10 protein-coding genes and 1 riboswitch are annotated in these 11,814 nt (G+C 68.3%); of the genes, 3 read left to right on the forward strand and 7 right to left on the reverse strand.

Annotated features, from left to right (window positions below):
* Positions 1–18: 18 nt before the first annotated feature.
* Complete coding sequence (locus tag FPV16_RS03045) at positions 19–240, reverse strand: DUF2892 domain-containing protein (RefSeq protein WP_018044130.1); 222 nt, start codon at positions 238–240, stop codon at positions 19–21.
* Between the two features lie 77 nt (positions 241–317).
* Between FPV16_RS03045 and FPV16_RS03050 the strand changes: the two genes are divergently transcribed.
* A complete protein-coding gene (locus FPV16_RS03050; RefSeq protein WP_227435990.1) occupies positions 318–2,132 on the forward strand; it encodes an SWIM zinc finger family protein in 1,815 nt (604 codons plus the stop codon).
* Between the two features lie 131 nt (positions 2,133–2,263).
* Here FPV16_RS03050 and pnp read toward each other — a convergent pair whose 3' ends face one another.
* Both pnp and rpsO read right to left on the reverse strand, forming a co-directional pair.
* Positions 2,264–4,435 carry a polyribonucleotide nucleotidyltransferase gene (gene pnp / locus FPV16_RS03055; RefSeq protein ID WP_227435992.1) on the reverse strand — a complete coding sequence of 724 codons (2,172 nt, stop codon included), beginning with the start codon at positions 4,433–4,435 and terminating at the stop codon, positions 2,264–2,266.
* Between the two features lie 213 nt (positions 4,436–4,648).
* Positions 4,649–4,918, reverse strand: coding sequence for a 30S ribosomal protein S15 (rpsO, locus tag FPV16_RS03060; RefSeq protein WP_018044126.1), 270 nt, complete (start codon positions 4,916–4,918; stop codon positions 4,649–4,651).
* Between the two features lie 512 nt (positions 4,919–5,430).
* Here rpsO and FPV16_RS03065 point away from each other — a divergent pair.
* Entirely contained in the window at positions 5,431–5,673 is a 243-nt protein-coding gene (locus FPV16_RS03065) for a hypothetical protein (protein ID WP_227435994.1), read from the forward strand.
* 89 nt (positions 5,674–5,762) lie between these two features.
* On the opposite strand, the gene FPV16_RS03070 is transcribed toward FPV16_RS03065, so the two are convergent.
* Positions 5,763–6,830 (reverse strand): threonine aldolase family protein, encoded by a 1,068-nt coding sequence (locus tag FPV16_RS03070; protein ID WP_227435996.1) that lies wholly within the window; start codon positions 6,828–6,830, stop codon positions 5,763–5,765.
* Between the two features lie 50 nt (positions 6,831–6,880).
* Positions 6,881–6,992, reverse strand: a riboswitch (SAM-I-IV-variant riboswitch).
* Between the two features lie 309 nt (positions 6,993–7,301).
* The gene (locus tag FPV16_RS03075) at positions 7,302–8,111 is read right to left on the reverse strand and encodes an exodeoxyribonuclease III (RefSeq protein WP_227435998.1); all 810 of its coding nucleotides are present in this window, start codon (positions 8,109–8,111) and stop codon (positions 7,302–7,304) included.
* A gap of 79 nt (positions 8,112–8,190) precedes the next feature.
* On the opposite strand from FPV16_RS03075, the gene FPV16_RS03080 reads away from it, so the two are divergent.
* Positions 8,191–8,988 carry a lysophospholipid acyltransferase family protein gene (locus FPV16_RS03080; RefSeq protein ID WP_227436000.1) on the forward strand — a complete coding sequence of 266 codons (798 nt, stop codon included), beginning with the start codon at positions 8,191–8,193 and terminating at the stop codon, positions 8,986–8,988.
* Between the two features lie 43 nt (positions 8,989–9,031).
* On the opposite strand, the gene FPV16_RS03085 is transcribed toward FPV16_RS03080, so the two are convergent.
* Entirely contained in the window at positions 9,032–9,934 is a 903-nt protein-coding gene (locus tag FPV16_RS03085) for a LolA family protein (RefSeq protein ID WP_227436002.1), read from the reverse strand.
* A 164-nt stretch (positions 9,935–10,098) separates the two neighbouring features.
* On the reverse strand, positions 10,099–11,814 hold a 1,716-nt coding region (locus FPV16_RS03090; RefSeq protein WP_264483663.1), incomplete at its 5' end, for a DNA translocase FtsK.

Consider the following 11,814-nt stretch of genomic DNA (forward strand, 5'->3'; position numbering starts at 1 on the left):
GGTTCAAGAGATTTGGGTTCAGGAGATGTAGCCGGCCGACTTGACCGGGCAATGGCCGGTGGCGCCCCGGATGGCGAGGCCGGCGCCGACGACGAGGGCGGCGAGGCTCAGCCACTTGTTCGGGCGCGGCTGGGCGGCGGCGGCCGCGATGCCGAGGCCGAGCACCACGGACACCGCCCGCTCGGTGGTGGACAGGTTCGCTTCGCCCTCGAAGATGCTCGGAATCATCGGATCTGCCATGGTGGAGTCTACTCCTCGTGTTGCGTCGCGGGGCGAACGCGGTGTGAGGATGGGTGTTCCGAGAGAAAGGAGGCCAGATGGGTACTTCAACGGGCAAACCGATCCCCATGAGCGAGGTCCACCGCCTCGCCGGCCCGGAGGTGTTCACGCGCGGCGAGGAGTACCGGCGCCGGGGCGCGGTCTTCGATCTCGTGAGGCGCGGCGACGCCCTCACCGCCGCCGTGGCGGGCAGCGAGACCGACCCCTACCGGGTGAGCATCCACCTCAGGCGGGGCAAGACCACGGCCTTCTCCTGCACCTGCCCCTACGAATGGGGCGGCGCCTGCACGCATGTGGTGGCGACCCTGCTCACCCTCGCCGACGATCCCGGCTCCGCCGCCGCCCGGCCGACGCTGGACGCCCTCCTGAGCCCCTTGAGCGCCGAGGCCCTGCGCGACCTGATCCTGCGGCGGGCGGAGGAGGATCCCGAGCTGACCGGCTGGATCGAGGCCGACCTCGCCACCGCCCTGCGCCCCGGCGGCGCGCCGGTGGACATCACCGCCGTCACCGCGCGGGCCCGCGCCGTGCTCTCCGGCCCCACCCGTAACCGCGACTTCTGGGACGGCTATCGCCCCAGCGGCAATGCCGAGTCCCTGCACCACCTCGCGGACAAGGCCGTGCCGCACATGGAGGCCGGCAACGGCCGCAGCGCCCTGCGCATCCTGGAGGCCGTGGCCGGCCCGATGATCGAGGGCTGGCTCGACGGCGGCGACGAGACCGACGAGGAGTACGACCTCCTGTTCCACGATCTCGGGCGGATGATGGCCGAGGCCGCGCTGCTCTCCGATCTGGACGGCGGCGAACGGGAGGCGCTGGTGGACACGCTCGAGGGCTGGGACGCGGAGCTCTCGGATTACGGCGTCGAGGACGGCTTCGGCATAGCGGTCCGCGCCCTCGAGCAGGGCTGGGACGACCCCGCGCTCAACGCCATCCTGAAGGGCGGGAGCGGGCCGTGGCCGCCGGACGACGAGGACCTCACCGAGCTCGAACTCACCGCGATCCGCCTGCGGGTGCTCGACGCCCGGGGCCACAGCGACGCCTATCTCAACCTCGCGCGGGCCGTCGGCGCCGAGGCGCGCATCGCCACCATGCTCGTGCGGCTCGGCCGGATCACGGAGGCGGTGGCGCATGGCCGCGCCTGCTTCACCCTGCCGGACGAGGCCCTCGACCTCGCGCGGGCGCTGATGGAGGCGCGCCGGTCCGGGGAGGCGTTCCACGTCGCCGAGGCCGGGCTCGGCCTCGCGGGGGACGATGCCGACGACCTGGACAACGAACCATGGCGTCCCGGCGCCTCGGTCCTCCCCCTGGCGCAGTGGCTGCGCGAGGCCGCCGCCGAGGCAGAGCACCCGGAGCTGGCCGTCCGAGCCGCCCGCGCGGCCTTCCGCCACTCGCTGTCGCGCGAGGATTACGCGGCGGCGCGCGCCGTGGCGGGGGAGGGCTGGGACCGGTTGAAATCGGATCTTCTCGCCGTGCTGATCGCGGCCGACCGCGCCTCCGACCGGATCGAGATCCTCCTCGACGAGGGCCTGATCGACGAGGCGGTCACCGCCACCGGCGAGGCGACGGGCGACGGCACGCCCGAGCCGGTGACCTTGCGCCTGCTGGAGGCGGCGCATGGGCGCCATCCCGATTGGGTGATCCGCACCGCCGAGCGCAAGGCCGTCGCGATCATCGATCAGGGTCCGGCGGGCCGCTACGAGATCGCCGCGGCCTTCCTCGCACGCGCCGCCCGGGCCTACGACGCGGCGGGGCGGATCGACGACTGGATCGCCCGCATCGAGGACCTGATCGCCACCCACCGGCGCAAGCACAAGCTCCGCCCCCTGCTGGAAGCCCTGCGCGACGACGCGTGACCCTCATGCCCCCGCATGGCCGGCGGGGCTCGGTCCGCGCTGCCCGAGGCATCCCGACGCCGAATAGAAAAAGCGCGGCCCCTCTCGGGACCGCGCTCTTCATCCTCGATCAACCCGAAGGCTGAGACGGCTTACGCGTCCTGGCGGGGTCCGCGGGCGCGGTCCTGCTCGGCGTTGCGCTCGGCCTTGAGCTTCTCGGTGAGGTCTTCGCCGGTCTCCTGGTCGACGACCTTCATGGAGAGGCGGATCTTGCCGCGATCGTCGGCGCCGAGGAACTTCACCTTGACCTTCTGGCCGTCCTTGACGACGTCCGTCACCTTGGCGACGCGCTGGGCGGCGAGTTCCGAGATGTGGACGAGACCGTCCTTGGCGCCGAAGAAGTTCACGAAGGCGCCGAACTCCATGCACTTCACGACGGTGCCGTCGTAGATCATGCCGACTTCGGCTTCCGCCACGATCGACCGGATCCAGTTATAGGCGGCCTTGATGGCCTTGCCGTCGCTGGAGGCGATCTTCACCGTGCCGGTGTCGTCGATGTTGATCTTGGCGCCGGTCTTCTCGACGATCTCGCGGATCACCTTGCCGCCGGTGCCGATCACTTCCCGGATCTTGTCGGTGGGGATCTGCATGGTCTCGATGCGGGGCGCGTATTCGCCGAGCTCGGGACGGGCGTCGGTGAGGGCTTTCGCCATCTCGCCGAGGATGTGGACGCGGCCTTCCTGCGCCTGATGCAGGGCGACCTTCATGATCTCTTCCGTGATGCCGGCGATCTTGATGTCCATCTGCAGCGAGGTGATGCCGGCTTCCGTGCCCGCCACCTTGAAGTCCATGTCGCCGAGGTGATCCTCGTCGCCGAGGATGTCGGACAGCACGGCGTAGCGCTCACCCTCGAGGATGAGGCCCATAGCGATGCCGGCCACCGGACGGCGGAGCGGCACGCCGGCATCCATCAGCGACAGCGAGGCGCCGCAGACGGAGGCCATGGAGGACGAGCCGTTGGACTCGGTGATCTCGGACACGACGCGGATCGTGTACGGGAACTCGTGGGCCGGCGGCAGGACCGGGTGCACGGCGCGCCAGGCGAGCTTGCCGTGGCCGATTTCGCGACGGCCCGGGGAGCCCATGCGGCCGGTCTCGCCCACCGAATAGGGAGGGAAGTTGTAGTGCAGCAGGAAGGTCTCCTTGTAGGTGCCTTCCAGCGCGTCGATGAACTGCTCGTCCTCGCCGGTGCCGAGGGTGGCGACCACGAGGGCCTGGGTCTCGCCGCGGGTGAACAGCGAGGAGCCGTGGGCGCGGGGCAGCACGCCGACTTGGGACACGATCGGGCGCACGGTGCGGACGTCGCGTCCGTCGATGCGGGAGCCCGTGTCGAGGATGTTCCAGCGCACGACCTTCGACTGCGCTTCCTTGAACGCGGCCTTGACCTTCTCAGGGCTGAACTTCTGCTCGCCCTCGGCCGGACAGAGAGCCGCGATCACCTTCGCCTTCACGGCGTCGACGGCGGCGTAGCGCTCCTGCTTGATCGTGTTCTTGTAGGCGTCGCGGAGCTCCGCTTCGCACACGTCCAGCACGGCCTGCTCCACGTCGCCGTTCTCGGGGGCGGAGAAGTTGCGGGGCTCCTTGGCGGCCTTCTCGGCGAGGCGGATGATCGCCTCGATGACCGGCTGGAAATGCTTGTGGCCGAACATCACGGCGCCGAGCATGACGTCCTCGTCGAGCTCCTTGGCCTCGGATTCCACCATCAGCACGGCGTCCTGCGTGCCGGCGACGACGAGATCGAGGGTCGAGTTCTCGAGCTCGGGAACCGGCGGGTTCAGGATGTACTGGCCGTTGACGTAGCCGACGCGGGCCGCACCGATCGGGCCGGTGAAGGGCACGCCCGACAGGGTCAGGGCGGCGGAGGCCGCGACCATGGCGAGGATGTCGGGATCGTTCTCGAGATCGTGGGTCAGGACGGTGACGACGACCTGGGTGTCGTTGCGCCAGCCCTCGACGAAGAGGGGACGGATCGGACGGTCGATGAGGCGGGAGACCAGGGTCTCCTTCTCGGACGGACGGCCTTCGCGCTTGAAGTATCCGCCGGGGATGCGGCCGGCGGCGTAGGCGCGCTCCTGGTAGTTCACGGTGAGGGGCAGGAAGTCGATTCCGGCCTTGGGCTCCTTGCCCGAGACGACGGTGGCCAGCACCGAGGTCTCGCCATACGTCGCCATCACGGCGCCGTCGGCCTGGCGGGCGACCTTGCCCGTTTCGAGGACGAGCTTGCGGTCGCCCCAGATCAGCTCTTCACGTTGTACGTCGAACATATTGTCTTGCCTTCCTGCGGTCGGGCGAACCCGGCGCCGCCAGGGGCAAGATGGCGCGACGCTCGGCTGGTGGGGCCAAAGCGCCGCGCGATCCTGTCCCCGGCGCTTCCGCGCCTCCAAGTCGCCCGGTTTTCGGGTGGCCGGACCCATTCCGGCACCCCGACCTGTCAGAACGCGGCCCCGGGCCGGGCCCGGAACCGCGTGAACGCCGTCTTAGCGGCGGATGCCGAGACGCTCGATGAGGCTGCGGTAGCGGGCCTCGTCCTTGCGCTTGACGTAGTCGAGCAGCGAGCGGCGCTGCGAGACCATCTTCAGGAGGCCGCGGCGGGAATGGTTGTCCTTGCCGTGGGTCTTGAAGTGGCCGGTGAGGTTGGTGATCCGCTCGGTGAGGATCGCCACCTGGACCTCCGGAGAACCGGTGTCCTTGCCGCCGGTCGCGTATTCCTTGATGAGCGCAGTCTTGCGCTCGGCCGAAATCGACATCGCATTCCCTTTCGATACGGGTTTTCGGGTCGAGACGACCCTCCTCGGGAGAGGCCGCCTCAGCCTGGGACGGGGCCTGTGCCGGGATGTCGTCCAGCACGGTCGCGTTCACAAGCAGCTTTAGCCCCGTGCCCGTTTCCGGGTCGAGGCCAGGGGACACATACACGAATCCGGGCTTCGTGCCACCCCCGTCCCGGCGCCCACCCGGGCGGGTGCCGGGCCTTGCCTCCGCCCTGGCGGAGGGGCCGGCACGGCGCTTGGCGGCCTCGGGCGATTCCGGCTCTAACGTGTTGATTTATCGTATTGTCTGTCGAGGATCCGGCCTTCATTTCGCTGTGAAAGTCACACCGTGGCCAATTCCAGCTTCCACCTTTTGCATTCAAACACAAATGTGATAAATGCTCCGCTCTCGATTAAGAAGCGCAATCGGCTTTGCGAAAACTACTGGGGGTGGAATGGAGCGGATTATCATCAAGGTCGGAAGACCGATAGCATTTGCGGTTATTACTTTCGTGTCGAGCTATTACTTGTTCGGCTCGCCTTTTGTCTCCTTAGCACTCAGCCTCATCCCCCTGCTGCTCGGGTGGCTCGGCGTCTTCGAAGGCTTCTCCTACATAGTCGCGGCATTGATCTTCGTCGCCGCCGTGATCTGGGCCGTCGTTCCCGTCGAAACGAAGAACTTCGTCAAGCAACAGTACGATGGCGCCGTGAAGGAGTTCGTGGCGGGAATGCCCGACACGAAGAAAGCCGACTGAACCGATCTCGAAAAAGGTGGTCGGCGGTTCTGCGTCCGGAACTCTGCGACGTTCCAGAAGCCTGAGCGAAGCCCGATCGGCGGGCGGTGTCAGCCGCAGGCGGACAGTCGATCCGGGACAGCCGCGCTCACCGCGCGGATGTCCCGCACCAGCGCGTCGACCCGCTCAAGCTCGGAATCCCAGGCGAACATGAACCGGGCCCCCCCGCCGATGAAGGTGTAGAAACGCCAGCCCCTGTCCCGCAAAGCGTCCAGCCGCTCAGGCGAGGCCTTCAGGAACACGGCATTGGCCTCCACCGGGAACATGGCGGCAAAGCCCGGGCACTCCGCCACCGCCCCGGCGAGACGTTGAGCGCAGGCATTGGCGTGGGCCGCGTTGCGGAGCCAGGCGCCGCCCTCCAGCATTCCGACCCAGGGTGCGGTGAGGAAGCGCATCTTCGAGGCGAGCTGCCCCGCCTGCTTGCAGCGATAGCCGAAATCCTCCGCGAGGGCGGGATCGAAGAACAGGATCGCCTCGCCCGCGGCCATACCGTTCTTGGTGCCGCCGAAGCAGAGCAGGTCGACCCCCACCTTCCAGGTCATCTCGGCCGGCTCGCAGCCGAGGCTGGCGCAGGCATTGGCGAAGCGCGCGCCGTCCATGTGGAGGCGCAGGGACAGCTCGCGGCAGGTGGCCGAGATCTCGGCAATTTCTTGGAGGGTGTAGAGCTGCCCCGTCTCCGTGGGCTGGGTGATCGTCACGACGCGACATTTGGGAAAATGAATGTCGGAGCGCCCCGTCGCGAGCCCCCGGATGAGGGCGGGCGTGAGCTTTCCGTCTGCGCTCGCCGCCACGAGCAGTTTCGAGCCGTTGGAAAAGAATTCCGGCGCGCCGCACTCGTCAGTCTCCACATGCGCCGAGGCCGAGCAGATGACGCTGTGGTAGGACTGGCACAGGGAGGCCAGCGCCAGGGAGTTCGCGGCGGTGCCGTTGAAGGCGAAGAACACGTCCGCATCCGGCTTGTCGAACAGCTCGCGGAACGCGTCCGCCGCCCGTTTCGTCCAGGCATCCTCGCCATAGGCGGGTACCGAGCCGCCATTGGCCGCCTCGGTGGCGGCCCAGGCCTCGGGACAGATGCCGGCGTAATTGTCGCTGGCAAATTGCTGGGGTTCGGGATTCATCGTCGCTTCGCCTTCCGTCGGTCCCGCATGGGAGCCGAAGCGACGCGTGGCAAGACCCGTTTCGTTGCCGGTTCGGCCACATCCCCTCTCAACGATGAGGGCTCCACCTTGCTCGGATCAGCAGGTTGGCGTCGGGCGTCGCCGCGACTCTCGATGCAGCGTGAAGCTTAGCAGCGCGCGGAGCCTTTCGCAACGCAGCAAGAGCGACGGGTGCCGCCCGTCCTCCGACGGTTCGGGGACGGGCGGGGGACGAGCTTCAGGCGGTCGGGCGACCCGAGCGGCCGGCATAGCGGCGGCGGAGATAGGACACGACCTTGGGGAGCAGGAAGGCGAGGATCAGCTTGCGCATGCGAGGACACTCCGGAGCGGTGGGAAAATGCGGCGCCCATCCGGGGCCGCCTGTCCGAAGAGCAATGATCGGCAGGGCGTTGCGTTCCTCGGCCGGCTCCACGATTGGGACGCGGCGGCCCGTCAGAGGTCGAGGGTCAGCGTCACCGGCACATGGTCCGAGGGCCGCTCCCAGCCCCGCGCCTCGCGGAACACGTCCACGGAGCGCGCGGTGCCGATGAGGTCCGGCGAGATCCAGGCATGGTCGAGGCGCCGCCCCTTGTTGGCGGCGGACCAGTCCGGCGAGCGGTAGCTCCACCAGGTGTAGATCTTCTCCGGCTCCGGGGTGAGCACGCGGGCGGCATCGATCCAGCCGGCCTCCCCGCGCAGGAGTTCGAGCGCCTCGGTCTCCACCGGGGTATGGCTGACCACGGAGAGCAGCTGCTTGTGCGACCAGACGTCGTGTTCGAGCGGCGCCACATTGAGGTCGCCCACCAGGATCGCCGGGCCGGCCATGCGCCGACCGCCCCAGGCGCGCAGATCCTGCAGGAAGTCGAGCTTGTGGGCGAATTTCGGATTGAGCCCGACATCCGGAATGTCGCCGCCGGCCGGAACGTAGAAATTGTGGATCACGAGGCCCGCAGCCGCGCCCGCCTCCGGCCCGAGCACCGCCGAGATGTGGCGGGCATCCGGCTTCCCGCAGAACGCCATGACGTCACGGGTGAGCAGGGGAAAGCGCGACAGGATGGCCACGCCGTTATAGCCCTTCTGGCCGGCGAAGACGACGTGCTCGTAGCCGGACCCGCGCAGGGCCTTGAGCGGAAAGGCATCGTCCGGGCACTTGGTCTCCTGCAGGCAGAGCACGTCGGGCTTCACCTCGGCGAGGAACCGAAGCACGAGATCGATGCGCAACCGCACCGAATTGATGTTCCAGGTGGTGACGGAGAGGCGCAACGGGTCTAGCTCACAGATGTGATAAGGGAGGGGATCGGCCGCCTCGATAGACCGGATCGGCCCGCCCGTCGCCGCACAAATGCCGCGTTCCATCAGCGAGAAGGACGCGCCGTCGCCGTTTCAGGAAGGATCGCCCGTCGTGTCGCGCACCCGCTCTGCGCTCTTCAACCTCTACTGGGCCGCCTGGACCGCCTGTTTCGCGCTTCCCCTCGTCGTGCTCGCGGTCCTCGGCTGCCCGACGAAGCCGATCCGGGCGGCGACGCGGCTCTGGTCGCGCGGCATCCTGTTCGGCCTGCACCACATCGTCGGCCTGACCTATGTGGAGGAGGGGCGCGCCCGCATCCCGGCCGAGCCGTGCCTCATCGTGGCCAACCACCAATCGGCCTGGGAGACCCTGGCCTTCCTCATTCTGATCCCGAACGTCGCCATCGTCGCCAAGCGCGAACTCGTGGCGATCCCCATCGTCGGCTGGTTCCTGCGCCGCTCGCCGATGATCATCATCGACCGGGCCAACGGCACCCAGGCCCTGCGCACCATGATCGACGAGAGCCGGATGGCCATCGCGGAGGGGCGCTCGATCCTGATGTTCCCGGAGGGCACCCGCAGCACCATCGACGCGCCGGTGCAGTTCAAGCGCGGGGTCGAACTGCTCTACGCCAAGCTCGGCCTGCCGGTCCTGCCCGTGGCGGTGAATTCCGGCCTGTACTGGCCCCATGGCGGCTCGCGCCACATCCCCGGAACCGTGGTGGTGAGCTACCTCGCGACCCTGAAGCCGGGATTGAGCGGGGGCGAATTCATGCGGGGCACGCAGGACGCGATCGACGCCGAACTGAACCGCTGGCGGAGCGGAACAGCAAAGGAGCTCCAGGCGTCCTGAACGAAAAAACCCTCCCCCCTCTGCGGGGGAGGGAGCGCGGCCCTCACTGGGCCTTGATCACCTTTTCCATCGCCTTGTCTTCGCTGCGCCCGTAATTGATGAAGAACTGGCTGCCGTCGACGGCCTTGCCCTTCTGCAGGTTCGAGAGCTGCACCGTGGTCTGGTAGCCCTGCGGATCGGTGATCCGCCACTGGCTGAGGGTCTTCATCTCGGCGTCGAAGAACAGCTGGATCTTCGAGGTGCCGCCCAGCGTCGCCCGGTCCTCGAGCGAGATGCGGATGCCGCCCGGATCGTTGGAGACGTCCGACACGGTGAGGTCGCGGGCGAGATCGATCTTTTCGCGCAGCAGGAATTTCAGCGGCGTCTGCGAGATGAAGTAGAGGTCCTGGGTCTTCAGCTTGCGGTCCTTCACCGCCACCGAGGTCCCGTCGGCGACCACCTCCATGGGGGAGGGCTGGTCGTAGTCGAAGCGCAGACGGCCGGGCTTGGCCAGGGTCAGCTTGCCGCCGATGCGGCGCCCGTCGCCGGCGATCTGGACGAAGTTGCCGCTGAGCGTGGTCATGCCGTTGAAATAGGCGTTGGCCTGGGCGAGCACCGCGGCGGGCTCGGCCTCCAGCATGGACGACGCGGCGGTGGGGGCGCCGACGGCGGCCACCTTGGCGGGCGTGTCCGAGGGCGTCGCCTTCGCGGCGGGCTTCGCGCCGGGAGCGGGCTTATCCGACGCCGCCTTGGCGGGTTTGGGCGCCTGGGCCGCCGGCTTCTTCGGCGCGGCGGGGGCGGCCGGGGGCGCTTCCGGCTCCGGGGCAGGGGCCGGCGCGGGCTGTTCCTTGCGCCCGAACAGGCCGTCGAGGAAGGACGAGACCTGCGCCGAGGCCGGCGCGGGGTGGAGGCCGGCCGCCAGCACGAGGAGCGAGCCGGCGGCGAGAAGGTGGCGTCGGCCGGTCATCCTGGGGCGTTCTCCGAAGTCGGGTAGGGTTCCGGCTTAGAACCCGAGCCTGTGGCGAATATGGGACGTCGATGCGGTGGAGGTGAGGGGGCCGGAGACGGCTCGCCTCGTCCGGAGCCACCCCCACCCTCGGTCCCTCCCCACAAGGGGGAGGGAGGAGGAGTTCACTCGTCGTCGTAGTCCATCATCGGCGAGGCCATGACGATCGACCCCATCGAGGAGGGCGCGGTCTCCATCAGGATCTCGCGCTTGCCGGCGTGGTTGGCCTGGCCGACGATGCCCTCGACCTCCATCCGCTCCATGATCGAGGCGGCGCGGTTGTAGCCGATCTGCAGGCGGCGCTGGATGTAGCTGGTGGAGGCCTTGCGGTCCCGCATCACCACCTGCACCGCCTGGTCGTAGAGATCGGCCCCCGCATCGATCCCGCCGCCGGCATAGGCCCCGGCATCGAAGATCGGCGCGTCGATCTCCTCGGCTTCGGCGGCCGCCGCCTTCTCGGCCTTGGAGGCCTTGGCCGGCTTCTCCTCGGGCGGGTTCTCGTCGACGGTGACGGCTTCGAGGTAGGACGGCCGGCCCTGGCGCTTGAGATGGGCGACCACGCTCTCGACTTCCGAATCCGAGCAGAACGGGCCGTGGACGCGGGTGGTCCGGCCGCCGCCGGCCATGAACAGCATGTCGCCCTGGCCGAGCAGCTGCTCGGCGCCCATCTCGCCGAGAATCGTGCGGCTGTCGATCTTCGACGTCACCTGGAAGGAGATCCGGGTCGGGAAGTTCGCCTTGATCGTGCCGGTGATGACGTCGACCGACGGGCGCTGCGTCGCCATGATCAGGTGGATGCCCGCCGCGCGCGCCATCTGAGCCAAGCGCTGGATCGCGCCTTCGATGTCCTTGCCCGCCACCATCATCAGGTCGGCCATCTCGTCGACCACGATCACGATGTAGGGCAGGGCCGAGAGGTCCATCTCCTCCGTCTCGAACACGGCCTGGCCGGTCTCGCGGTTGAAGCCGGTATGGATCTCGCGGGTGATGATCTCGCCCTTGGCCCGCGCTTCCGCCATCCGGGCATTGTAGCCGTCGATGTTGCGGACCGCGATCTTGGACATCTTCTTGTAGCGCTCCTCCATCTCGCGCACGGCCCATTTGAGGGCGATGACCGCCTTCTTCGGGTCGGTGACGACGGGGGAGAGCAGGTGCGGGATGCCGTCATAGACGGAAAGTTCCAGCATCTTCGGGTCCACCATGATCAGGCGGCACTCTTCCGGCTTCATCCGGTAGAGCAGCGACAGGATCATCGTGTTGATCGCCACCGACTTGCCCGAGCCGGTGGTGCCGGCCACCAGCAGGTGGGGCATCTTGGCGAGATCGGCGATGATCGGCTCGCCACCGATGTTTTTCCCCAGGCACAAGGCGAGCTTGTGCTTGCTGATGCAGAAATCGGCCGAGGCGAGGAGCTCGCGCAGATAGACGGTCTCGCGGGTCTCGTTGGGCAGTTCGATGCCGATGACGTTGCGGCCGGGAACGACGGCGACGCGGGCCGAGACCGCCGACATGGAGCGGGCGATGTCGTCCGACAGGCCGATGACGCGGCTCGACTTGGTGCCCGGCGCCGGCTCCAGCTCGTAGAGGGTGACCACCGGGCCGGGACGCACGGCGAGGATGTCGCCGCGCACACCGAAATCCTGCACCGTCTGCTGGAGATTGAGCGCGTTCTGCTCGAGCACGTCGGCATCGACCTCCTCGGTGCCGGTGAGCGGCGGCTCGGCCAGGAGCTCCAGCGAGGGATGCTCGTAATCCTCGTTCTCCACCAGCGACATCGGCGTGTGCCGGCCGGCTGGGATCAGCGTGGCGCGGGGCTCGGGGAAGATCGCGCGCGACGGGGA

The organism is Methylobacterium sp. W2, from assembly GCF_020662345.1.
Lineage (GTDB): Bacteria > Pseudomonadota > Alphaproteobacteria > Rhizobiales > Beijerinckiaceae > Methylobacterium.

Bases quoted from the DNA above. Each gene is read 5' to 3' on its own strand.
- rpsO (WP_018044126.1), bottom strand. From the start codon at position 4,918: ATGTCGATTTCGGCCGAGCGCAAGACTGCGCTCATCAAGGAATACGCG.
- FPV16_RS03050 (WP_227435990.1), top strand. From the start codon at position 318: ATGGGTACTTCAACGGGCAAACCGATCCCCATGAGCGAGGTCCACCGC.
- FPV16_RS03085 (WP_227436002.1), bottom strand. From the start codon at position 9,934: ATGACCGGCCGACGCCACCTTCTCGCCGCCGGCTCGCTCCTCGTGCTG.
- FPV16_RS03080 (WP_227436000.1), top strand. From the start codon at position 8,191: ATGCCGCGTTCCATCAGCGAGAAGGACGCGCCGTCGCCGTTTCAGGAA.
- FPV16_RS03045 (WP_018044130.1), bottom strand. From the start codon at position 240: ATGGCAGATCCGATGATTCCGAGCATCTTCGAGGGCGAAGCGAACCTG.
- pnp (WP_227435992.1), bottom strand. From the start codon at position 4,435: ATGTTCGACGTACAACGTGAAGAGCTGATCTGGGGCGACCGCAAGCTC.
- FPV16_RS03070 (WP_227435996.1), bottom strand. From the start codon at position 6,830: ATGAATCCCGAACCCCAGCAATTTGCCAGCGACAATTACGCCGGCATC.